Here is a 22,258-nt window from a genome sequence, read left to right on the forward strand (position 1 = left end):
TGGACCGGCACCCGGGCCGACCTGGTGTTCGGCTCCAACTCCCAGCTGCGCGCTCTGGCCGAGGTCTATGCCAGCGATGATGCCAAGGCCCAGTTCGTGACCGACTTCGTCGCTGCCTGGACAAAGGTCATGAACGCAGATCGCTTCGATCTCGCTTGAGCGCAAGCAAAGGCGGCGCTTGGATACACATCAAAGCGCCGCCTCTTCCCTGCAGACGGTATAGCCTCAGCAGAATTCAGACGAAACCGCGGCGGATGCCATACTGATCGAGCTTGCGGTAAAGAGTGGGACGGGAAACGCCAAGTCGACGCGCCGCCCGGCTCAGATTGCCGTCCTCGGCGGCCAGGACCTGGCGGATCGCCTGTCGTTCGGCTTCCTCCAGCGTTCCCGAAACCACCGGCAACGACGAGGCCTGGGCATGCCCATCGCGGCACGTCGAGCGGATGATCTCCGCCGGCAGGTCGGCAAGCCCGACGCTGCCGCCATTGCCGAGCACATGCAGCTTCTCGACCAGATTGCGCAACTCGCGCACATTGCCCGGCCAGCAATAGGCGATGAGATGGTCCAGCGCCTGCGGCGTGAATGCCAGCGGCTCCATCTGCATGCGGGCTGCGATCTTCTGATTGAAGTGATCGAGCAGCAGCACGATATCCTCCCCGCGCTCGCGCAGGGGGGGCACACGGATCGAGACCGTGCTGATGCGATAATAGAGATCCCGGCGGAAGCGCCCGGCCTCCACCTCCTGCTTGAGCTCGCGATTGGTCGAGGCCACCAGCCGCACGTCGACCGGTCGACGCCGGCTGTCGCCGATGCGCGTCACCACGCGATCTTCCAGCACGCGCAGCAGGAAAGGCTGGATATCCAGCGGCATTTCCCCGATCTCGTCGAGGCTGAGCACGCCCCCATTCGCAAGCTCGAACACACCCGGCTTGCCTTCGCGGCTGGCGCCGGTAAAGGCGCCGGGTGCATGTCCGAACAGCTCGCTGCCGAACAATTCACGGGTGATCGCCCCACAATTGAGGGCAATGAATGGAGCGCTCGTGCCCGCGCGGCTGCCTTGCTGGAGCAGCCTGGCGAACAGCTCCTTGCCGACGCCGGTCTCCCCTTCGATCAACAGGGAGGTGACGTCATTGGATTGCGACACTCGGCAAGCGATGTCGACGGCTGCCCGCAAGGCGGGGCTTTCGCCGACGATGGCAGCCCGAGCTTCGTTGAGACGCGTGGATGCCGGATTGACGGCCGGCACCAAGCTCGGTGCCGAGACGGGCGGAAACACCAGTGCCGCCCCTCGCAGATCTCCATCCAGCTCCAGCCGATTGACATGGCAGGTCTGGAATTCCTGCGGCAGTTGATTGACCAGTCCATCCAGGCTGTCGGCCGCCGTCAGTTCAACCAGCCTCCGGGCAGGAGCCCCCGAGAAGGAGGCGAGAAAACCGCCCTCGATCGGCCTGGGCAGATTGGCCTTGTAGATCACCCGGCCATGGCGGTCGACGATCATCAATCCGTCGGACCGGCGATAACGCGGCGCCGAGGTGATGAAGGCTTCGAGCAGGCGTGTACGCTCCTCGCTCTGCTGGTCGGCCAGGGCCTTCTCGATTTCCCGGGCCGCTGCCGCGACCAAAGCGGTGTTGTGCGGCCTGAAGATGTCGGGATGGCCGGATAGGTCGACCACGCCGATGATGCGCCCGTCGAAGGGATCGCGCACCGGGGCACCGGCACAGGTCCAGGCCTTGATGCCTGCGCAAAAATGCTCGGCCGCATGCACGAAGACCGGTTCACCGGCCCAAAGCGCGGTGCCGATGCCGTTGGTACCCACGACATCCTCGGTCCATTTGCCGCCGACCGCCAGATGGATATCCATGCCGTCGTGCAAGGTGCGTTCGTCCCCGACCGCATCGATGAGAGTGCCCTCGCCATCGGCGAGAACCAGCATGGCACCGGTGCCCTCGAGCAATCGGCCAATCGTGAAGAAGGACCGGCGCGCCGCTTCCAGGAGCTCCCGGTTGAGATAGGCCAGATGCTCGACCTCGTCCCGCCCTCCCCTCAGGGGAGCCTCATTCTGCTGGGCGTCGATGCCGCCGGTGGCGCAGCGGTGCCAGGAGTCGTGGATGAGGGAGCGAACCGGCGAACGCGCACGATCCTGATCCGAAGCACCGGAGAGCAGGTTCTCCCAGGCCCGCATGGTTCGTCGTTCGTCGTAGTCGAGGCTCGCCATGGACAGGTTTTGTGCCTGTCGACCGGGTTGGGCAACGCTGGTGCGGATGTCGTCCAGATCGATATCGCGTGTCATGCGTGCTTCACATTGCTTCCTCGAGTAGCATCTCTAGTTCATGGGAGTTCCAATCGGGCGGCGGCGATCATGCGAAACGCAGAATGCCGGCGCCATGCAGCAGGCGGAAAGATCGTCGTGAATGCGCCACCCTCGCAAGGTCCATCGACATGGCGAGAGTGAAGCTCCGGCGTTCATTTGAGATCCAGCCGGCGGCCGATCTCGGCAATGAGCCACTCTTCAGTATGGACGCCGGATACGATCTGGTTGTCGAGATCGGCGAGCAGCGTCGCGATCGGCTCGTCGAGAGGAGCAAAGAAACCATTCTCGCTCGTCGCCAGCACGAAGGTCTCCTCGCCGTCCCGGGCCGTGATCTGGCCGAGATGATGGAGCTGGCGGCTGGTGTTTTCATCCACCATGATGACGCGGCCGTTGAGGCTGACGCGTATGCGGGCGAGCGGCTCCCCGGCGGGAGCGCTCGTGCTCATGTCGTGGAAGATGAGCCCCTTGGGCTGCGGTTTCGGCTTGTGCGCCTTGCTCGCAGAGTAGCTGCCGCCGCTGAACTGATCGGCAAGACGCGTGATGGTCGCACGGTTTTCCGAAAGAAGCCTGCGGAACGCAGCATCCTCCCGGCGTGGGCCATCCCGCTTGGAAATGATCTCGACCACGAACTCCTCCCAGATTTCATTGGCCAGAACGGCGGCATTTCATGCTCTGTCGCGAGCATATTCTTTTTCCAGCCACCTCACCAGCATGACCTTATAGGCCCGATTTTCTGGCTTGGGGTAGTAGAGGAGTACGACAAAGACCGGCAGGTTCGTGCTGCGACATCCAGGGCGGGCTCGCTTCCAGCGCGGACACCTTCGGCAAGCCGGCAGCATTGGAAGACACCCCGACATGCGGAGCGTTCACATCTTCAAAGACCGCTTTCGTCAAAGGCCACGCGCCGGGCCGCCAGGCCGGATTCCTTTGGAAACCGAAAGGATGTTGCAGCCTGGCGACGACGAGGCCGAGAAAGCCGGACGCACGACTATATTCGTGTATGAACCGCGTCGGGCCAGATGCCGTGAAGGTCAGGAACGCGCGTCGCTCCCAATCCCGTCTTGAAGAAGCTCGGCCGCCGCAATACGCCCGCGGTAATGTTCGGTCCCCTGGACGATTTTGTCCATAAGCGCATCCAGCGCCCAGAATCGCTCGCGAATATCGAAAGTCACGGTCCGGCTATCGGTACAGGAGAAAGTACCAATGCGCTGATGATAAAGCTTTGCCAGTTTTGGATACCCCATCGACTCGGCCATCGCGGCAAGTGCGAGATAGACCGAGAGCTCATCGGCGAGGGCTGGATCATCCGAGCTCTTGGTCAGCAGCCATTTGTAGAGATCGGGATGGAAATTGGTAAAAACCCCGGTGAAACCGCGCGAGCCAGCCTTGATCGCGTCGAAAGCAATCGCTGCATTGGCATTGATGACGGAGAGCGGCGTATCTTTGGTGAGCTCGATGCGCCGCCTGACCGTATCCAGGTCGCATGACACGTCCTTCAAGATGACAAATCTGCCGCTATTGGCGCAGAAGATCAGCTCATCATCCGTCAACAGACGGCGATAGGGTGCAGGACATTCGTAAAGACCCAATGGCATGTCCTTCGGCAGCCGGAGCAACAGCCAATTGAGATCGTCGACGAATTTCGTGCCGCCCTCCTTCTTGGCATCGAGGCGGTTTGTGACGAGAACGATGCCGTCGACCCCCGTGGCCGCGATCGCGGTGAGTTCGGTGAGCTGATCATCGAGATCTTCGCTCACATGGCCCGAGGCGATGACGGGGATCCGGCCTGAAGCCGCCTTCTTGATGAAGGCTGCGAGCTCGACACGCTCCTCCAGGCTCAGGAACTGCATTTCGCTGGATTGGCAAACGGCAAACAGGGCATCCGAGCCGTTTGCGATATACCATTCCACCAGATTGGCCACGCCCGCATAGTCGATCTTCCCGCTCGAAGTGAACGGTGTGATCATCACGGGAATGATGCCCTCGATTTTCTTCATCATCGTGTGTCGGCCTGAGTGTTTATCTTGGAATCAACGAAATTGAACGGCCATCCTGGTCGTCCGGCAAGCCGGCGGTACGGCCGGCGGGCACGAGCGACGCAGCTTCCAAACGGCGCGGCGTCGGCGGCATGCGGTGAGAACTGTTCAGTCTCCCGGCTGTCTCGTTCACGTCCGAACAGGGGAGATCGTCGCGCTGAGCGGCTGGCTGCCCGATACCCGTTTGATGAACAGCACCAGGACGAAGGCAAGAAACGCGGCTGCAGCGATGGCATACAGGCCGTAAGCGTCGATGCCGGACCAGGTGATCGCACCAGTGCGGATGTTGGGGGCGACGAAGCCGCCCAAGGCGCCCAGGGAATTGATCACCGCAAAGCCTCCGGCTGCCGCCGCGCCTCCCAGATATTGCGTCGGGAAGGTCCAGAAAATCGGCTGCGCCGTCATGATGCCCATGGTGACGAAGCAGAGCGCGGCAATCGCCAGTGCCGGGCTGGCATGTGCGGATGCGACCAGGCCGAGCGCGATCGCAGCCAGGGAAAACAACAGACAGATCTGGCGCCGGCCGGAGCGCACCGCCCAGTCCGGATAGAAGAAGCCCGCGATCAGGGCACAAATCCACGGAATGGCCGATATGCATCCCACCAGCAGGCCGACCTTGACGCCGAGCAGGGCCGCAACCTGCGTCGGAAGATAGAAGGCCACACCCAGGCCGGTGATCTGGATCAGGAAATAGATGGCGGCAAAATAGAACAGGCGCGGATTGCGAACGGCACGCGCAAAGTCGATCTCCCCGCTATGGGCCTTTTCGGACTGCTCGGCGGCAAGCGCAGCCGTCAGGGCCTGGCGCTCGTCGGCAGGCATCCACTTGGCGTCGGCCGGCGTGTCGGTCAGATAGAAATAGGCCCAGACGCCGACCAGAACGGTGATGCCTCCCTCGATGAGGAACATCAATTGCCAGCCATGGAGCCCGAACAGGCCGTCCAGGTCGAGAAACAGGCCGGAAATCGGCCCACCAAAGATCAAGGCGAGCGGACTGCCGAAATAGAAGATCGCAAGGATTTTTCCGCGGACTTCCTTGGGAAACCAGAGCGTCAGATACAGGATGGCGCCAGGGAAAAGGCCGGCCTCGGCAGCGCCCAGGACGACGCGGATCAGCGAGAAAGTCGTGTCGTTGTAGGCAAACATCATCAGCGCGGAGATGACGCCCCAGGTCACCATGATGCGGGCCAGCCACCTGCGAGCCCCGACCTTGTGCAGCATCAGGTTACTCGGCAGTTCGAAGAGGGCATAGGTGAGGAAGAAGACACCCGCGCCAAAGGCGAAGGCCGCTTCGGTTACGCCCGTGGTGGCCTGATAGGATTGCTTGGCGAAGCCGATGTTCACGCGGTCGAGATAGGCCAGCAGATACATCAGGATCAAAAACGGCAGGATGCGCCATTTCGCCCGAGATACAGCGCGATCGAGCGATGCCCGGGCGGCCCCGTCGAGGTCGGCCAGGCGGGCCTGGCCATTGTTGATGGTCATCATAGTCTCCGTCCCATTGGCCTTTCCCATCTGGCCGGTTCTGTCTTAAGTCGGGTGATCTTCCGAAGGTCTGTTTGGGGGCCACCCTGTCAGGATGTGCGGTCTGGCCCTTCCCTTCAGCCAGACGCTCCACGACTGGAAAGGGTTAAGGGCGGCCGTTCGCTTCGGCCGCAACCCAATCACCGCCTCGCGCCCCGTCCGACGGATGGGACGCGTGCGAAGCGGCAACCCTCGTGGCTGCCACGGTCCGGTTTCGCCGGGCCTCAAACAACCTTTCCAGGGTTCAGCAAACCGCGAGGATCGAGAGCTGCCTTGATCGAGCGCATGAGCTCGAGCTCGACCGGCGAGCGCGTATAAGGCAGGAACTTCTTCTTTTTCAGGCCAATACCGTGTTCGGCTGAAACGGTACCGTCGTGGCTGCGCACGAGGTCGTAGACGATGTCGTCGATCGCGTCATAAGGCTGCTGCGGCGCGCCGGGAACGCAGGCGATGATGTGCATGTTGCCGTCGGCAATATGGCCGTAGAAATAGCTTTCGCACCCCGGCAACTCACGCGCCAATCGCGCGCGGCACGCGCGGGCATAGATATCCATGTCGGCAACCGGAAGGCCGATATCGAAGGAACTGTGCGGCCCCAGCACCTGCCTGAATTCGGCCGCCGCGTCTCGCGCGCCCCAGAATGCCTTCACGTCGCCCAGCGATTGCGCCACTGCCGCATCTTCGATGACGCCGGCTTCCATCTGGTTCTCGAGCAGGGCATCGAAGCGCGCTCTTTCGTCCTCATGGGTGCCCATGCCCTCGACGAGCACGTAGAAGGCATGCTCGCCGGAAATCGGACGGCGGATATTGGGAACGCGCTGGGTCGCCACCTGCCAATAGTCTGGCCACATCACCTCGAAGGCCGACAGGGTCGGCCCCAGCCAGCGACGGGTGCTGGCCAGAAAGGAGAGAACCTTGTCGTAGCTGCCAAGGCCGCACAGGGCTGCCATGACGCAATTGGGCTTGGGATGCAGGCGCAGCACGGCCCGCGTCACGATGCCGAGAGTGCCTTCCGACCCGATGAAGAGCTGCTTGAGATCGAAGCCCGCATTGTTCTTGATCATCTTGTTGAGGCTGGTCATCAGCGTGCCGTCCGGCAGCACGACCTCGAGCCCGAGCACCATGTCGCGAGTCATGCCGTAGCGGATGACGCGGTTGCCGCCGGCATTGGTACCGATATTGCCGCCGATGGCGCAGGACCCGCGGGCCCCGAGATCCAGGGCAAAGAAGAAGCCGGCATCGTCGGCCGCCCGCTGGATCGCCTCCAGCGTGGTGCCGGCTTTCACGGTCATGGTCGCGGCCGCAGGATCGATCTCCTCGATGCCCACCAGCCGTTCGAGCGACAGGGCGATGGCACCGTCGACAGGGCGGCTGCCGCCGGCCAAACCGGTGAGCCCCCCTTGCGGCACGACTGCCACGCCGTGACGAGCGGCAATCCGCATCGCCGTCGCAACGCCCTGGGCGTCGGACGGCCGGACCACGGCAAGCGGGCGGACGGGGCCGAGCGTGCTCCAATCCTGGAGATTGCGTTCGGGAATATCGGCCCCCGCAAGCACCGCGGCAGGACCGAGTGCCTCCTCCAGCGCACGGATCGCCTCTGCGGAGGTATTTGTCGACATCTCAGTAAGCATGGGCCCTATCCATCGGCAGGGCGGAGTGAACCGCCGCGCCCGTCCGCTCCTCGCGGAATTTCACCTGTTCGCGCACCACCGCCAGAGCGGCGTCGCGCATCAGGCCGACATCGCTCGCCACCGGAACAAGCCGATAGCCGGCATGGATGAGCGACTGCCAATCCGCACCGGCGCTCGGCACGGTGCCCATCGGCTTGCCGCTGGCAAGCATCGCCTTCTCCGCTTCACCCACCAGGGCGCGCACTTCCGGCCGGTCGAGCTGCTCCAGCATGCCGATCGAACCGGCCATGTCGTTGACGCCGAGGAACGGCACGTCGACGCCCTCCACGGCACAGATCTCGGCGGCACGGCGCACGGCATCGGCGGACTCGAGTTGGATGACGATCAGGAGCTCCTCATTCGCCCGCGTCATGTAGTCGGCAGCCTTGCCGAAGGTCGAGGCACGCACCAGCGGCGCCGCATAGCCGCGCCGTCCCTGCGGCGGGTAACGGCAGGCGGCGACAGCTGCCCTGGCCTCCTCGGCCGTTTCGACCGATGGGATCATCAGGCTGTTGGCGCCGGCGTCGAGCAGGCGCTTGAGGATGATCGGATCGTTCCATGGCACGCGCACGATGCAGGGCGTGCCCCCTTCGGCCGCTCGAAGCATGTCGACGGCATCGCGCAACTCGCCCAGGCCATGTTCGAGATCGAGGATGAGAAAGTCGAAACCCTGATGCGCCAGGATTTCGACATTGGTGGCGCTTCCCGTCTCCACCCAGGCACCGAACAGGGCATCCCCTGCTGCGAAGCGCCGCTTCAGCTGATTTGGCTTGAACACTTCCCCCTCCCGTCGGGTGGCACGAGGCCTGTCGATGGCCTGGCTTCCCGGATGCTGAGCCCACCAAGGCTGCCCGCAACTTAAACGCCTCCCTATCTGAAGTACAGTACTTCAGATATTTTTCTTGCCTGCGCATGCATCTCGGGGAAATTCACTCCCCATTGCCGGTTCGAGCTGTATCTTGCATACTGGAAAGCTGGAATCTGGGAGAACCGCCCATCGTGTCGCTCGCTTCATCCTCAGCCCTGTCGATCGACCGACCGCGCTCGCTGACGACCACCGTGGCCGAAAGGTTGCGCCAAGCCATCATCGATTCTGAATTGCCGCTCGGCAGCGAGCTTTCCGAACTCGGCCTCGCCGCCAAGCTCGGCGTCAGCCGCACGCCGGTGCGCGAGGCGCTCTCGATGCTGCAGCTGCAGGGAATGGTGAACATCGTGCCGCAGAAAGGCAGCTATGTTTTCTTCCCCACGGAGCAGGACCTGGTGGACCTTTGCGAATATCGCATCCTGCTCGAATGCCGCGCCGTCAGTTTCGCGCTGGCCCGCCGCCGTGCCGAGACGATCGAGATGCTCAATGGCGCCAAGGCTGCCATGGACGAGGCCAGGGCCAAGGCCGATCCTGTGGCTTATTCGCGGGCTGACACCGTGTTCCACGAGGCGTTCATCCGCAATTGCCGCAATCGCTTCATCGAGGATGGTTACGCCCTCGTCTCCGGTCCCATTGCGACGTTGCGCACCCATCTTTCGGTGCCGCTCGCCGGTGTGCAGGACCGCTCCTATATCGAGCATCAACAGATGATGTCGGCCTTCGAGAGAGGCGACCTGGTCGAGCTCGATTCGATCCTGGTGAACCACATCCTCAACACGCGGCACTCCTATGTCCGTGCTTTGCAGGAGGGGCTGATCGGCACCGGCGCCCGACACGAATAGGGCGCCGGCCACCCATAGCGTTTTGCGATTTGACCGAGTCACCAAAAATCGCAAAGACGCTCGAGCCAATCCTTCGGATTGGCTTGGAAACAAAGAGTTAGAGCAAATGAGCGTTCACACTTGAACGCGTTTTACTCTAGAACGTCTTGTCGCCGTTGACCGGCAGGCGGACGCCGTAGAGCGACGTCGTCCCGCAGATGTAGAGATAATTGCGCTTCGGCCCGCCGAAACAGACATTGGCGACCACCTCCGGCACGAGGATCTTGCCGATGAGGCTGCCGTCCGAATCGTAGCAATGCACGCCGTCGCCGGCGCTGGTCCAGATGCGGCCCTGCGTGTCGAGACGCAGACCATCGAAGAAGCCGGCCGTGCAGTCGGCAAACAGCCCCTTATCGACGAGCGCCCCCTTCTCGCCCACGGCGAAACGGCGGATATGGGCCGGACCATCCGGCAGATGGCTGCGGCCGGTGTCGACGATATAGAGCAGCTTTTCGTCCGGCGAGAAGGCGAGACCGTTGGGCTGGACGAAATCGTCCGCCATCACGCTCAGCTTGCCCGACGCATCAAGGCGGTAGACCCGGTTGGCGCCCTGCTCGCTCTCGGCCTGGTGGCCTTCATAGTCGGAATCGATGCCATAGGTGGGATCGGTGAACCAGATATCGCCATTGGACTGCACGACCACATCGTTGGGGCTGTTGAGGCGCTTGCCGTCATAGTGGTCTGCCAGCGTGATCACGCGGCCATCGATATCGGTGCGCGAAACGCGGCGCCCGCCATGCTCGCAGGTCACCAGCCGGCCTTGCCGGTCCACGGTGTTGCCGTTTGAATGGCCGGCAGGATGGCGGAATACCGAGACCGAGCCATTGCATTCGTCGAGGCGCAGCATGCGATCGTTCGGGATGTCGGACCAGACCAGCGAACGGGCCGCCGGGAAATAGGCCGGCCCCTCGGCCCAGCGGCAGCCCGTATACAACCGGTCGAGCTGCGCGGTGCCCACGAACAGGCGCCGGAAACGGTCGTCGAGACTTTCGAAGCAGGACATCGTCACAGTCACCTCCGCTAGGGCGCCACCATCGCGTTGTGGCTGGGCGCTTGACCACGTGACATATTGTACCTTAGGTTCATCATCAAGCAGCCTGCGCTGGCGGGCAAGAAAAACATCAGAGCACCGAACCGGAGGATTCCCATGAACTCGAAACTGGCCTTTGCCATCGCGCCGATGCTGGCGCTCCTGATGGCGAGCCCCGCCCTTGCCGAAACGTCGGGCAAGAAGATCGCCCTTTCCAACAATTATGCCGGCAATTCCTGGCGCCAGGCCATGCTGCAGAGCTGGGACAAGGTCGGCAAGAAGGCCGTCGCCGACAAGCTGATTGCCGCCGCAGACGCCTTCACCACGGCCGACAAGGAAGCTCCGACCCAGGCCGCCCAGATCCAGAATCTCATCCTGCAGGGCTATGATGCCATCGTCATCGATGCCGCCTCCCCAGAGGCCCTAAACGGCGCGGTCAAGCAGGCCTGCGACGCCGGCATCGTCGTCGTGGCCTTCGACGGCCTCGTCACCGAGCCCTGCGCCTACAAGGTGACGGTGGACCTCGCCGAGACCTATGGCGCCGAGCAGGTCCGCCAGGTTGCCAAGCGCCTGCCCAATGGAGGCAACGTGCTCTATGTGCGTGGCCTCGCCGGTACGAGCATCGACGCGGATATTTCCAAGGGCGTGGAAGCCGAAATCAAGAAGCACCCGAACCTCAAGATCGTTTCCGAGGTCAACGGCAACTGGGACCAGACCACGGCGCAGAAGGCGGTGACGACGGTCCTGCCCTCGCTGCCCCAGATCGCTGCGGTGATCGACCAGGGCGGCGATGGCTACGGCACAGCGCAGGCCTTCAAGGCCGCCGGCCGGCCCCTGCCGCTGATCATGCTCGGCAACCGCCAGGACGAGCTTGCCTGGTGGAAGGAGCAGGGTGGTGCCAGCGGCTATGATACTTGGTCGGCCTCCGAAGCGCCGGGCATGGTGACCTTCGCCTTCTGGGTGGCCCAGCAGGTCCTCGACGGCAAGAAGGTTCCCAACGAGGTACCGATGGGCATCCTGACGATCGGAGCGAGCGAGCTCGACAAGTATCTCGCCGATACGCCGGCCGGGGGCGTGGCCAATCGCGAATACGGCCAGGACGAAGTCGCCAAGGCCATCGAGGCAGCCGCAAAGTAAGCGGCCGCGATGCAGGGCGGAGATTCATCGGTGACGCAAAGGCCTTCCGATATCGTTCGCCTCGACGGCGTGACCATGCAGTTCGGCACTGTACGTGCGCTCGCCGGGGTCGATTTCACTGTCACCCCCGGCGAGTGTGTCGGGCTTGTCGGCCATAACGGCGCCGGCAAGTCGACGCTGATGAACGTGCTGGCGGGTACCTTGCCGCCCACCTCCGGCACCATCCGGATCTCGGGCCGGCAGCAGAGCAGCTATACGGTGGCGGCCGCCAATGCGCTCGGCATCCGCTGCGTATTCCAGGAATTGTCGCTCTGCGCCAATCTCACCGTGGCCGAGAACACCCGCGTCAATCACGGCGCGCTGCGCGGCCTGGGTTGGCGACGCCGGGCCGGCGCCCTGATCAAGGCCAAGCTCGACGAGATCTTTCCCGGCCATGGCATCGCCGCCGGCGACGTGGTGGAGGATCTCTCGATCGGCCGGCGGCAGATGGTGGAAGTGGCCCGCGCCTTTACGGTGACGGACGCACCGCTCCATCTCATCATTCTCGACGAGCCGACTTCCTCGCTCGACAGCCACACGGCGGGCCAGCTCCTCGCCTATATGCGCGCCGCAGTGGCAAGAGGCCTGAGCTGCATCCTGATCTCCCACATGCTCGGCGAGATCCTCGACAATGCCGACCGCATCGTGGTCATGCGCGACGGCACCGTGGTCGCGAATGGCCCGGCCGGCGAATTCAGCCGCGACAAGCTCGTCAATGCCATGGGAGCGGAGCATCGCGAGAGCGGCGCCAGGATGCAGACAGCGACCGAGCACGGCGAGATCTGCGTACACGCCCGGCCTGCGGGTGCGGGATCGGCCATCGAGTTGGTGGCACGCCAGGGCGAGATCGTCGGGCTTGCGGGCCTGGCCGGACACGGCCAGACCAAGATGCTCATCGACATCTTCGCGGCGGGACGCCGGCGTAAACCCGGGATCGAAGTCACCGCACCGGCCGCCCTGGTCGCGGGCGACCGGCAGCGCGACGGCATCTTTCCGCTCTCCTCGATTGCTCGCAATATCGCCATCGGCTCGATGCGTGCCCTCAAGCACGGCCTGCTGATTTCCCGCCAGAGCGAAGCCGAACTCGCCGAGACCTGGCGCAAACGCATGCGCATCCGCACGCCGGCCATGACCGATAACATCCTGACCCTCTCCGGCGGCAACCAGCAGAAAGCCCTGTTCGCGCGGGCGCTCGCCTCGGATGCCCGGATCGTATTGATGGACGATCCCATGCGCGGCGTCGACATCGCCACCAAGCTGGAAGTCTACGATCTCCTGCGCGAGGAGGCTCGCAAGGGGCGCACCTTCCTGTGGTACACCACCGAAACGGAGGAACTCGAGAACTGCGACCGGGTCTATGTCTTCCGAAACGGCAGCATCGTCGCCGAACTCGCCAGCCACGAGATTACCGAAGAGAAGGTCATCCAATCTTCCTTCACGGAGGCCGCATGAGCCTTGCCTCCCCTGCCCCCGCTCCGGCCCGCATTGCCGGCTGGCGCCCGCTCCTGCGGGCAGTGCTGCCCGCGATCTCCCTCATGCTCGTGCTCGGTGCGATCGGCTGGCTGAACCCGCGCGCCATCAGCTATCTCGGCTTCAACCTGATGTTGAACCTAGCCGTGCCGCTGGTACTCGTCACCATCGGCCAGATGTTCGTGATCACCGTCAACGATCTCGACCTGTCGCTCGGCTTCTTCGTCAGCTTCATCGGCTGCGTCACCGCCACCTGGCTGGTGCAGACCCCCTTGCTGGGTGCCGTCGTGATCACCGGCGCCGTCGTCGTCTATGGCTTGATCGGTGCTCTCATCCATCTGCGCAACCTGCCGTCCATCGTGGTGACGCTCGGCATGAGCTTCTTCTGGCAGGGCGCGGCCATTCTGCTGCTTCCCACGCCAGGTGGTAAGGCACCCGACTGGCTCCATGCAGCGATGACCATCAAGACGCCGTACGTGCCGATGCCGATCGTCGCAGCTGTCATCATCGCCCTCATCGTGCATTACGGGCTGAAGCGCACCGCCTACGGCGCCATCCTGCGCGGGGCCGGCGGCAATCCCGCTGCCATCCGGCGGGCGGGCTGGTCGCTTCTGAAGATCAAGGTGGCGGCCTTCATGCTGGCGGGCGTCTTCGGCGTGCTCTCGGGCTTTGCGCTCGTCGGGCTGTCGACGGCCGGCGATGCCAATATCGGCAATGGCTACACCCTGCTCTCGATCGCCGGCGTCATCCTCGGCGGCGGCGAATTCGTGGGCGGTCGCGTCTCGCCCATCGGCGCAGTGATCGGCGCCCTGACACTCTCTCTCGCCTCCTCCTCGCTGCTCAGCTTCATGCATGTCCCGCCCGATTGGCAGGTCGGTGCCAACGGCGCCATCCTGATCGTCATTCTGGCGGCGCGCGCGCTCATCGCGAAACGGGAGAACTGAGCGATGGACCCGGTCCGCAAGCTCTTCACCCTGCCCTGGATCTGGTCCTTCATCGGCGCCGGCCTCGTCTATGCCGTCACCATCCTCGCCACCGGCGGGGGCGGCGCCGCCGGCATGCTCGACGCTGCCTTCTCGCTGGCGGTATTCACCGTCGTGGTCGGCATCGGGCAGATGTTCGTCATCACGCTCGGCCCCGGCAATGTCGACCTGTCGCTGCCGGCCAATATCGGCCTGGCCAGCGCCGTTGCGATGAAAGTGATGGGCGGCTCGGATGCCATGATCCCGCTCGGCCTGTGCGCCGCGCTCGCCTGCGGCACCGCCATCGGCGCGCTCAACTATCTCCTGATCGCAGCCCTGCGGATTCCTCCGATCATCGCCACCCTCTCGGCCAGCTTCGTCATCCAGTCCGTCGACATCAGCTATGGCCGCGGCCTGCAGATCAAGCCGCCGCCCGCCTTTGCCGCCTTCACGGATCTGCGCCTTGCCGGCCTGCCCCTCTTCGTGCTTGCCGCGGTGCTCGTCAGCATCGGCGTCGCGGTGCTGCTGCACCGCTCGATCTTCGGCTACAGCGTCACTGCCATCGGCCAGAACCAGCGGGCCGCCTGGCTGGCTGGCATACCGGTCGTCGCCATCCGCTGCCTCACCTACATGCTCTGCGGCGGCCTGGGCGGCCTCAACGGTGCCTTGCTGGCTGGCTATTTTCGCGGTTCTTCGGTCGACATCGGCAATGAGTATCTGCTTGCCTCTATCGCGGTGGTGGTCATCGGCGGCACCGCCGTGGGCGGCGGCCAGGCCAGCGTCGCGGGTGTGTGGGGGGCATCATTGTTCCTGGTGTTTCTGCAGATCATGCTCAACACGCTTGGCGCCGACGCGGGGATGCGTCTGATGGTGACCGGGCTCGTCATCGTCGCCGTGATTGCCGTTGCAGGCGGTCAGGCCAGCACCGGTCCACGGCGCTGAAGAGACATATGCCCTCCCGGCGCCTTGTCGCGTTGTCCACCGTCGGCCCGCGGCGAAGCTTGCAGCATGGGACAGCCGGCGTCCTCGGATCGGAAACGGGGTGTCCTGGCTTCGACCGCCGCGCGGAAGGGTTCGGAATTGTCGAGCAGTACGAAGCCAAAATGGTCGGCGCCACTGTTGTCGACCATCTTGACCATATTGTCGGAAATCCCGAACGAGATGGTGTGGCCGACGCGCGGCGCCGCCGTCGATGCGGGCTATGCCCCCAATGACTGGCAAGTCGACCAGATCGGCAAGGTGGTCGCCCCCGCGACCTCTACATCGCCGTCGGCATCTCCGGGGCCATCCAGCATCTGGCCGGCATGAAGGATCCGAAGGTCATCGTCGCCATCAACAGGACGAAGAGGCCCCGATCTTCCAGGTCGCCGATCTCTATATCGCCCTGCCGGAGCTCAAGGACGAACTCGCCAAGCTCGGCAAGTAGGGAGAACGGGCGGCATGGCTGATTGATCGAAACAGCCATCCCTGCATATGACGCGATCCCCCTGAAGATGGAGAGGCCCTCTTCTCGGACGTTCTCTACCGAAAAGTTGGCGCTGCCATCGCTTCGCTCATCACACCGCCGGCGCGACGAAGGGGCCTGCCGTCCAAGCGTTGCACCGGTACCAGCGTTACCGGTTTCTCGGCTGTGCGCAGCGGCGCCAGGGCTTCATCGCCAACCGCGTCATCGGTGATGATTTCGTCGATCTCCGAAACTTCGCAAAGAGTGCAGAAGCTCGGCGAGGTAAATTTGGAGCTGTCCACGAGCAGGATCTTGCGCCCCGCCGAGGCAATCATGGCGCGCTTCAACGACGCCACTTCCAATGACGCCTCGGTCAAGAGGGTGCCGGTGACGGCCGATGCCCCCATGAGACAAAGATCGGCGTGCAGCGTGCGAATGAAGCTCTCCCCTGGCTCTCCGGCAAGGTGCCTGTAGCCGGCGCGAATGCTTCCGCCAGGCATGATCGTCCGCCAGGACCTGATGTCAGCGGCGAAATCCGCGATTTCGAGGCTATTTGTCACGATCGTCAGCGGTAGGTCACGCTCGGCCGCAGCCCGCACAGCCTCCATCACCGTCGAGGAACTGTCCAGGATGACGCTGTGTCCGGCGCTCAGCCGCGATGCAGCCTCCCGCCCGATTGCCAACTTCTCGGCGCGTTGCAGCTGAGCATTGAGTGAATTCTCGCGCTCGAAGGTTGCTCGCGCCGGCTGAACCAGATGGGCGCCGCCATGGGTTCTCTCAAGGTAACCCTTTTCCATCAAATATTCGAGATCGCGCCGTGCGGTTGATTGGGATCCGCCCGTCGCATCAGCCAATTCCTGTACGCTGGCTGCACCATTCGCCCGCAAATGCTCCAGAATGATCGCCCTGCGCTTTGCAGGAACCATGTCCACTCGTTTGGTCGCTGATTCCATGGCTCTACCTTGGTTATTCCTGCCGCCTTCCGACAAGCGCGCAGGCATGCGTGCTTGTCGCTGCCACCATCAGATCACGTACCTGCAATCTACGATCAGACCAGATCCGGTCACTGCGCTCGATCCTTCAATTTCTATCATTATCGATCAACTGGGCAATCGAACTCTCGTCTACGATATCGCCGTCTTTGGCGGAAACGCAATAATCTGGGTCATTTGATCCGACGCGCATGCTTTTTATCGCTATTTGATCATGATTTTCTGAAGATGGGCAAAAAACACATAGTCAAAAATGGAGATAGCTCCGAAGCCGAATTGACTCTGGAGAGAGCGAGGCATCGGCGAATTCATTAAATTTTGCTCCAAACCACCGGAAAACATTGAAGGATGTGGCCGCATTCAATAGCTCGGGCGCGAAGCTCGCTCAATCTTTCTGCGCTAATTAGATAGAGATTGACAGAGTTTGGAATTTTGCTTTTATGACGAGCAAGCCAGAGCAATGCCCTCCAACGAGGTCCATCCGGTGTCAACCAGACTCGATCAGAAACCGGCAAATCACCGCGCTGGCTGCAACAAGGACCGCGATGTCGGCGCGGACGCGCGAGACATCGTCGACATCATCCCAGTCTCTCAATCGGGCTTGGAATGGCTGGCCGAACAAGAGGCATTCGCCTGCAATCCTAAGAGGCCAGTTGATCAGGCCATGCGTGAGACTGGGCCGGACCGAGTGTTCGACCAAGCACCGGCACTGCAGCGCCCTCGCTCCCTTGTCTTGATACGACCATAGCGAGGGAGGTTTACGCGCAAATACAGCGCAGCGCGTGCGCACCATAAACATAAAAATATCCAGGAGGAGGAGACGTTATGCGACGCAGAGCATTTCTTGGCACAAGCATGCTTGTGCTTGCCTTGTCGACGGTGTCGGCGTTTGCACAGCAAAAGGAAGTCACGGTATGGTCCTGGTTCATCCAGAGCACCATGCAAAAGTCCATAGATGCCTTCGAGAAGGCACATCCCGGTGTCAAGATAACCTATACCTACTATAATTACTCACCAGAATACATAACGGCGCTCAAGGCGGCTGCGGCCTCCAACAGCCTGCCTGACGTCATTGGCCTGCAGCCGGGCTCCCTGACCCAGCAATACCGCGACAATCTGGCCCCGGTCGACGAACTCGCAGCAAAGACATGGGGCAAGGACTGGAAGGACAAGGTGTTCTCTGTCAATCGCAAGCAGATGCAGATGGGAAATCCGGCGGGAGACAACAACACCTACATCGTACCCCAGGAATCACAGGTTCTTTGCATTTGGTACAACAGAAAACTCTTTGAAAAACTCAAGATCTCAGTTCCCAAGACATATGCCGATCTGAAGGCAGCTTCGAAGGCCCTCACCGATGGTGGCTACATCCCGATGTTCCAGGGAGCTGCCGACGGCTGGCAGAACGAGAACGTATTCCTGATGCTCGCCAATCAATTCTCACCGGGGATCGTCGACAAGGCCCAGGCTGGCCAGATGCCCTGGTCGGCACCTGAACTGGTCTCCGCGATGAAGGCCTGGAAGGGCCTGTTCGACGACGGCATCTTCCAGCAGGGTGCCCTGGGCGCGCATGCCTATCCCACCGGTGCCCAGTTGTTCGCACAGGGCCGCGTCGGGATGATGGCACTGGGTTCGTGGTGGATGCAGGAAAGCAAGTTTCCGCCGCCGCTTTCCGAATATGTCCAGAACATGGATGGCTTCGACTATTTCTATCTCCCGCCTGTCAAGGACGGCGGCTCCGCAAGCCCGCCGATCGGGGGCATCGACATCGGCTATGGCCTGACGAAGAACGGCGCGAAGAATCCCGAGGCCTGGACCTTCCTCTCCGAGCTGACCAATGGCGTCGGCCTGCAGCAGGCGTTGAACGATCTCAACGACCTGCCGGCTTTCGAGGGGCATGAACCCAAGGGCGACATCACCGATCACGTCAAGCAGATGTCGGCCCGGTTCATGGCCGATCTGCCAAAGGCCGAGAACCAGCGTTTTGCCTCGCCCGCCGTCGCCGAGGCTTTGGACAATGCGCTCGCCGGCGTTGCGGATGGCAGTGTGCAGCCGGAGGCGGCATTGGCCTCCGTGCAAGCCGCGACGGACAAGGCGCTCGGCAAGTAACCCGGCAAGTCAACAGCTGAGGGGGCCGGGTGCGGTGCACCCGGTCCTTCCCGGAGAAGAAGACATGGCAGTAGGAACCGGGATGGCTGGACATGCGATCGCGACGACGAAATATTCCTCCTCGAGGAGAGCTCTGGGTCGCTACGGCTTCGTGATCCCGGCAGTGGCGTTGTTCATCGTCTTCATCGCCTATCCGATCCTCTGGGTTCTCGGCCAGAGTTTCTATACCAAGGATGCGGCTGGCGCACCCTCGCTGAGCCTGTCGGCAAACTACATCGGCGTACTGCGCGACCCGACATTCTGGGTGGTGGTGCGCAACATGACGCTCTGGGCCGTGATCACCATCCCGGTGCAGATGGTGATTGGCGGCTTGCTCGCCTATTTCATCGAACGCCATACCCATCGTTTGCGCGGCTTTTTCCGCACGATGTTCTTCCTGCCCGTGGTGACATCGGTTTCCGTCGTCAGCCTCGTCTGGGTCCAGATCTACGCGCCTTACTACGGCATTGCCCAGGAATATCTGAAGCATGTCGGAATCGTGATGTCGACCTCGCCCATCGGCGATGCCAAGACGGCGATCTATGCCCTCATCATCGTGAATATCTGGCAATGGACCGGATTTTCGATGCTGATGTACATCGCCGGCATTGCGAACATGCCGAGCGAAATCCTCGATGCGGCCCGTATCGACGGCGCCACCGGCTGGCGTCTGGCCGTGAATGTCGTGATACCGATGCTCGCGCCGGCGACCAAGTCGCTGTTGTTGCTCGGCATCATCGGTACGCTACAGACCTTCCCGATCGTCCATCTGATGACCGGCGGCGGGCCCAACCACGCAAGCGAAGTCTTCGGCACCTATATTTTCAAGCAGAGCTTCATCCTCAACGACAGCGGAGGCGGAGCGGCGCTCTCGGTTGTCGTCCTGCTGCTCGCCCTGGCGCTTTCGCTGATCCAGATCGTTCTCCTCGGCACCCGCCTCACGCCAGCGTCGAAGGAAGGATCATGACCAGCCTCACGCGAAACCAGGTCCGCTCGTTCATCATCCACCTCGTGCTGTTCATCGTGCTGGCGCTCTGGATGGTTCCGCAGATCTACATGCTCTCGATCGGATTGCGGACCCCGGCCCAGGCCTTCGATGCGTCTCTCATCACCTGGCCCGTCACCTTCGACAATTTCGTGACGGTGATCCGGGACAATCCTCTCAGCAGGATCTTCCTGAACAGCCTTATCGTCACGGTCGCGACCGTGGCGATCGTCGTGGCGATCTCTTCGCTCTTTGCTTTCGCCTGTGCTGTGCTGCGCCTGAGGGGGACGCTTTTCATCTATACGGCTCTCTTGACCACGCTGATGGTACCCCTCGCCTCGCTGGTTCTGCCCCTCGCCATCCTTCTGAAGAATTTCGGCTGGATCAACACCTATATCGGCCTGATCATGCCCTATGCCGCGCTTGGCGTGCCTTTTGCGATGGTGATCCTCAAGGCCTTCATGGAGGATTCGCCGCAGGAGCTCTTCGAAGCGGCGCGCATTGACGGGTGCACTCCCTGGCAGACCTATTGGCACGTTGCCCTGCCGCTGGTGCGCCCGGCCCTGGTCTTCGTGACCATCTGGCAATTCATCGTGACCTGGAACGAATTCTTCCTGGCCCTGATCGTTCTGACCAAGGCCGAAATGAAAACGCTTACCATCGTTCCAATGCAGTATTCCGGCCTCTACATGGCCAATCCGGGCGCCTTGTTCGCGATCCTCACCTTGATCGCTCTTCCCCTGATCTTCCTCTACGTGCTGGTACAGAGAGCCTTTGTCCGAGGTCTGCTGGCCGGCGCGGTGAAAGGCTGAGGCATGGCCACGCTATCGATCGACAACATTACCAAGCGGTTCGGAAACTACTCGGTCATACCGGAGCTTTCGCTGACCATACCCGATGGGGAGTTCTGCGTGCTCGTCGGGCCCTCGGGCTGCGGGAAGTCAACCCTGTTGCGGATCATTGCCGGGCTCGAGCCGATCTCCTCGGGCCGGATCCTCATCGACGGTACCGATATGAGTGCGGCCGAGCCGACGGAGCGCGGCGTGGCGATGGTCTTCCAGTCCTACGCACTCTACCCGCACATGGATGTCAGCCGGAACATCGGCTTCGGGTTGGAAATCGCCCGCACGCCGCGCAGCGAGATCTCGGAACGGGTCGCGACGGTGGCCGACAAATTGCGCCTGTCCACCTATCTTCGCCGCCGGCCACGGGAGCTCTCAGGGGGCCAGCGCCAGCGCGTGGCGATAGGGCGGGCGATTACGCGCAAGCCCAAGCTCTTCCTCCTGGACGAGCCCCTGTCGAACCTCGATGCGGCGTTGCGTGTCGGCATGCGGCTCGAGATCGCCCGGCTCAAGGCCGAACTCGCATCCACCATGATCTACGTCACCCATGACCAGGTCGAGGCCATGACTTTGGCTGACCGCATCGTGGTGATGAATGCCGGCCGCATCGAACAGGTGGGCCCGCCGCTGGAGCTCTATGAGAAGCCAGCCAATCTCTTCGTCGCGGGTTTCATCGGCTCACCTGCCATGAACCTGCTGAAAGGCAGGGTCGAAACCGTCGACGGCGGACACCTATCCATTGGGTTGGAAATCGGGGCTCATATGCGCGTTCCCCTCGCCACGGGGCTGAAACCCGGAGATGCGGTTACCCTGGGCATCAGACCGGAGCATGTGACCTATTCCCTCGACGGGGGACCTGCCGATTACGTCGGCCAGGCCCACATGGTCGAGATGTTGGGCAGCGACACTTTCATTCATCTGCGTTGCAACGACGAAGCCCTGGTTATCCGCGACAGTGCCGGCCGGCGCGCCCGGGCGGGGGACCAGGTTGCTTTGTCCTTCCCCAGGCAGGCCTGCCATTTGTTCAACGCGGAAGGCCTGCGCGTTTCGCAGGCGAACTGACGAACCGGCTTCGGGCTGCCTATGACACCGCGCAGACACCTCGGACACCACAAAGACTTGCAAAGGAGACGACAAATGACCGACTTCAACGGGCGCACCATTCTGGTCACGGGCGGCAGCGGTGGCATCGGAGGCGCCACTGTACGCCATCTCGTCAAGGCCAATGCCAAGGTCATCGCGAGCGGACGTTCGCAAAGTGCGCTGGACGCCATCGCGGAGGAAACAGGCTGCCGCACCCTGGCGTTCGATCTTGCATCCGAAGAGGAGATCCGAAACGCGCTGGAAGGGCTCGACCTGTGGGGCGTCGTGAATTGCGGCGGCTTCGGCGGGGAGATCGCCACCCCGATGGACACCGATATCGCTATTTTCGACAAGGTGATCAGCATCAACGCCCGTGGGGCCCTGATCGTCACCAAATATGCCACGCAGTCGATGGTTCGGCTCGGCAAAGGCGGCGCGATCGTCAACGTTTCCAGCCAGGCGGCCCTGGTGGCTCTCGACGGTCACATCTCCTATGGCTCATCCAAAGCAGCGCTCGACAACATCACGCGTGTCTCGGCGCTCGAGCTCGGCAAATACAATATTCGCGTCAACAGCGTGAACCCAACCGTGGTCATGACGCCGATATCTTCAGGACATTGGAGCCAGCCCCACGTCGCCGAACCCTTCCTGAAGAACATGCCACTGGGCCGCTGGGCAACGGAGGACGAGATTGCTGCCCCCATCGTATTCCTGCTGAGCGATGCGGCATCGATGATCACCGGCGTCTCGCTACCCATCGATGGCGGCTATACCTGCAGATAGGGTGAAAGAGACCGTACAAATGAGCGCGAGGGCCAGCCACGCCACGGCCACGTCGA

General features: G+C 62.4%; 20 protein-coding genes and 1 pseudogene. 12 read left to right on the forward strand and 9 right to left on the reverse strand.

Annotation, left to right across the window (positions count from 1 at the left end):
• A partial coding sequence (locus BA190_RS36865) for a catalase (peroxidase I)-like protein (RefSeq protein WP_202908481.1) occupies positions 1-159 on the forward strand: 159 nt, incomplete at its 5' end.
• A 76-nt stretch (positions 160-235) separates the two neighbouring features.
• On the opposite strand, the gene BA190_RS17315 is transcribed toward BA190_RS36865, so the two are convergent.
• The 6 genes from BA190_RS17315 to BA190_RS17340 all read right to left on the reverse strand — a co-directional run bounded on the left by BA190_RS17315 (position 236) and on the right by BA190_RS17340 (position 8,319).
• Positions 236-2,290: a sigma-54-dependent Fis family transcriptional regulator gene (locus BA190_RS17315; RefSeq protein ID WP_082979816.1), complete on the reverse strand. Its 2,055-nt coding sequence runs from the start codon at positions 2,288-2,290 to the stop codon at positions 236-238.
• Positions 2,291-2,463: 173 nt separating this feature from the next.
• Positions 2,464-2,937: a hypothetical protein gene (locus BA190_RS17320; RefSeq protein WP_068290090.1), complete on the reverse strand. Its 474-nt coding sequence runs from the start codon at positions 2,935-2,937 to the stop codon at positions 2,464-2,466.
• 405 nt (positions 2,938-3,342) lie between these two features.
• Positions 3,343-4,311, reverse strand: coding sequence for a dihydrodipicolinate synthase family protein (locus BA190_RS17325; RefSeq protein WP_068290092.1), 969 nt, complete (start codon positions 4,309-4,311; stop codon positions 3,343-3,345).
• Between the two features lie 165 nt (positions 4,312-4,476).
• Complete coding sequence (locus tag BA190_RS17330) at positions 4,477-5,835, reverse strand: MFS transporter (RefSeq protein ID WP_245314781.1); 1,359 nt, start codon at positions 5,833-5,835, stop codon at positions 4,477-4,479.
• 260 nt (positions 5,836-6,095) lie between these two features.
• Positions 6,096-7,502 (reverse strand): FAD-binding oxidoreductase, encoded by a 1,407-nt coding sequence (locus tag BA190_RS17335; protein ID WP_202908482.1) that lies wholly within the window; start codon positions 7,500-7,502, stop codon positions 6,096-6,098.
• Positions 7,492-8,319 (reverse strand): HpcH/HpaI aldolase/citrate lyase family protein, encoded by an 828-nt coding sequence (locus BA190_RS17340; RefSeq protein ID WP_068290095.1) that lies wholly within the window; start codon positions 8,317-8,319, stop codon positions 7,492-7,494. Before BA190_RS17340 ends, BA190_RS17335 begins: the two co-directional genes overlap by 11 nt.
• A gap of 221 nt (positions 8,320-8,540) precedes the next feature.
• Here BA190_RS17340 and BA190_RS17345 point away from each other — a divergent pair, with 221 nt between their 5' ends.
• Positions 8,541-9,248 carry a GntR family transcriptional regulator gene (locus BA190_RS17345; protein WP_068290096.1) on the forward strand — a complete coding sequence of 236 codons (708 nt, stop codon included), beginning with the start codon at positions 8,541-8,543 and terminating at the stop codon, positions 9,246-9,248.
• A 136-nt stretch (positions 9,249-9,384) separates the two neighbouring features.
• On the opposite strand, the gene BA190_RS17350 is transcribed toward BA190_RS17345, so the two are convergent.
• Entirely contained in the window at positions 9,385-10,290 is a 906-nt protein-coding gene (locus tag BA190_RS17350; RefSeq protein ID WP_068290098.1) for an SMP-30/gluconolactonase/LRE family protein, read from the reverse strand.
• Between the two features lie 144 nt (positions 10,291-10,434).
• On the opposite strand from BA190_RS17350, the gene BA190_RS17355 reads away from it, so the two are divergent.
• The 4 genes from BA190_RS17355 to BA190_RS17370 are packed head-to-tail and all read left to right on the forward strand — an operon-like array spanning position 10,435 to position 14,867.
• Positions 10,435-11,454, forward strand: a complete 1,020-nt coding sequence (locus BA190_RS17355) for an ABC transporter substrate-binding protein (protein WP_068290100.1) — start codon at positions 10,435-10,437, stop codon at positions 11,452-11,454.
• 30 nt (positions 11,455-11,484) lie between these two features.
• Entirely contained in the window at positions 11,485-12,945 is a 1,461-nt protein-coding gene (locus tag BA190_RS17360; RefSeq protein ID WP_068290472.1) for a sugar ABC transporter ATP-binding protein, read from the forward strand.
• Positions 12,942-13,907: an ABC transporter permease gene (locus BA190_RS17365; protein WP_068290102.1), complete on the forward strand. Its 966-nt coding sequence runs from the start codon at positions 12,942-12,944 to the stop codon at positions 13,905-13,907. The genes BA190_RS17360 and BA190_RS17365 overlap by 4 nt, the downstream gene beginning before the upstream one ends.
• A 3-nt stretch (positions 13,908-13,910) precedes the next feature.
• Positions 13,911-14,867, forward strand: a complete 957-nt coding sequence (locus BA190_RS17370) for an ABC transporter permease (RefSeq protein ID WP_068290104.1) — start codon at positions 13,911-13,913, stop codon at positions 14,865-14,867.
• Here the strand turns inward: BA190_RS17370 and BA190_RS36590 are convergent.
• Positions 14,840-15,064 carry a hypothetical protein gene (locus tag BA190_RS36590; RefSeq protein WP_068290107.1) on the reverse strand — a complete coding sequence of 75 codons (225 nt, stop codon included), beginning with the start codon at positions 15,062-15,064 and terminating at the stop codon, positions 14,840-14,842. The two genes, BA190_RS17370 and BA190_RS36590, sit on opposite strands and share 28 nt — an antisense overlap.
• A gap of 43 nt (positions 15,065-15,107) precedes the next feature.
• Here BA190_RS36590 and BA190_RS35335 point away from each other — a divergent pair.
• Positions 15,108-15,351 (forward strand): annotated as a pseudogene (locus BA190_RS35335) (FAD-binding protein); the annotation flags it as partial.
• A 95-nt stretch (positions 15,352-15,446) separates the two neighbouring features.
• Here BA190_RS35335 and BA190_RS17385 read toward each other — a convergent pair.
• On the reverse strand, positions 15,447-16,322 hold the full coding sequence (locus BA190_RS17385) for a DeoR/GlpR family DNA-binding transcription regulator (RefSeq protein WP_068290111.1): 876 nt from the start codon (positions 16,320-16,322) through the stop codon (positions 15,447-15,449).
• 864 nt (positions 16,323-17,186) lie between these two features.
• Between BA190_RS17385 and BA190_RS17395 the strand changes: the two genes are divergently transcribed.
• The 5 genes from BA190_RS17395 to BA190_RS17415 all read left to right on the forward strand — a co-directional run bounded on the left by BA190_RS17395 (position 17,187) and on the right by BA190_RS17415 (position 22,202).
• Positions 17,187-18,470, forward strand: a complete 1,284-nt coding sequence (locus tag BA190_RS17395; protein ID WP_068290115.1) for an ABC transporter substrate-binding protein — start codon at positions 17,187-17,189, stop codon at positions 18,468-18,470.
• 64 nt (positions 18,471-18,534) lie between these two features.
• Positions 18,535-19,476 (forward strand): carbohydrate ABC transporter permease, encoded by a 942-nt coding sequence (locus tag BA190_RS17400; RefSeq protein WP_082979818.1) that lies wholly within the window; start codon positions 18,535-18,537, stop codon positions 19,474-19,476.
• The gene (locus BA190_RS17405) at positions 19,473-20,306 is read left to right on the forward strand and encodes a carbohydrate ABC transporter permease (RefSeq protein WP_068290119.1); all 834 of its coding nucleotides are present in this window, start codon (positions 19,473-19,475) and stop codon (positions 20,304-20,306) included. Before BA190_RS17400 ends, BA190_RS17405 begins: the two co-directional genes overlap by 4 nt.
• 3 nt (positions 20,307-20,309) lie before the next feature.
• A complete protein-coding gene (locus BA190_RS17410) occupies positions 20,310-21,398 on the forward strand; it encodes an ABC transporter ATP-binding protein (protein ID WP_068290121.1) in 1,089 nt (362 codons plus the stop codon).
• 75 nt (positions 21,399-21,473) lie between these two features.
• Positions 21,474-22,202, forward strand: coding sequence for an SDR family oxidoreductase (locus BA190_RS17415; RefSeq protein ID WP_068290123.1), 729 nt, complete (start codon positions 21,474-21,476; stop codon positions 22,200-22,202).
• Positions 22,203-22,258: the final 56 nt, after the last annotated feature.

The organism is Labrys sp. WJW, from assembly GCF_001676615.1.
Classification (GTDB): domain Bacteria; phylum Pseudomonadota; class Alphaproteobacteria; order Rhizobiales; family Labraceae; genus Labrys; species Labrys sedimenti.

Excerpts from the sequence above, each read along its gene's own strand:
- BA190_RS17325 (WP_068290092.1), bottom strand. The coding sequence starts at position 4,311 with ATGATGAAGAAAATCGAGGGCATCATTCCCGTGATGATCACACCGTTC.
- BA190_RS17335 (WP_202908482.1), bottom strand. The coding sequence starts at position 7,502 with ATGCTTACTGAGATGTCGACAAATACCTCCGCAGAGGCGATCCGTGCG.
- BA190_RS17385 (WP_068290111.1), bottom strand. The coding sequence starts at position 16,322 with ATGGAATCAGCGACCAAACGAGTGGACATGGTTCCTGCAAAGCGCAGG.
- BA190_RS17410 (WP_068290121.1), top strand. The coding sequence starts at position 20,310 with ATGGCCACGCTATCGATCGACAACATTACCAAGCGGTTCGGAAACTAC.
- BA190_RS17330 (WP_245314781.1), bottom strand. The coding sequence starts at position 5,835 with ATGATGACCATCAACAATGGCCAGGCCCGCCTGGCCGACCTCGACGGG.
- BA190_RS17365 (WP_068290102.1), top strand. The coding sequence starts at position 12,942 with ATGAGCCTTGCCTCCCCTGCCCCCGCTCCGGCCCGCATTGCCGGCTGG.
- BA190_RS17350 (WP_068290098.1), bottom strand. The coding sequence starts at position 10,290 with ATGTCCTGCTTCGAAAGTCTCGACGACCGTTTCCGGCGCCTGTTCGTG.
- BA190_RS17315 (WP_082979816.1), bottom strand. The coding sequence starts at position 2,290 with ATGACACGCGATATCGATCTGGACGACATCCGCACCAGCGTTGCCCAA.
- BA190_RS36590 (WP_068290107.1), bottom strand. The coding sequence starts at position 15,064 with ATGGTCAAGATGGTCGACAACAGTGGCGCCGACCATTTTGGCTTCGTA.
- BA190_RS17405 (WP_068290119.1), top strand. The coding sequence starts at position 19,473 with ATGACCAGCCTCACGCGAAACCAGGTCCGCTCGTTCATCATCCACCTC.
- BA190_RS17370 (WP_068290104.1), top strand. The coding sequence starts at position 13,911 with ATGGACCCGGTCCGCAAGCTCTTCACCCTGCCCTGGATCTGGTCCTTC.
- BA190_RS17355 (WP_068290100.1), top strand. The coding sequence starts at position 10,435 with ATGAACTCGAAACTGGCCTTTGCCATCGCGCCGATGCTGGCGCTCCTG.
- BA190_RS17415 (WP_068290123.1), top strand. The coding sequence starts at position 21,474 with ATGACCGACTTCAACGGGCGCACCATTCTGGTCACGGGCGGCAGCGGT.
- BA190_RS17400 (WP_082979818.1), top strand. The coding sequence starts at position 18,535 with ATGGCAGTAGGAACCGGGATGGCTGGACATGCGATCGCGACGACGAAA.
- BA190_RS17395 (WP_068290115.1), top strand. The coding sequence starts at position 17,187 with ATGCGACGCAGAGCATTTCTTGGCACAAGCATGCTTGTGCTTGCCTTG.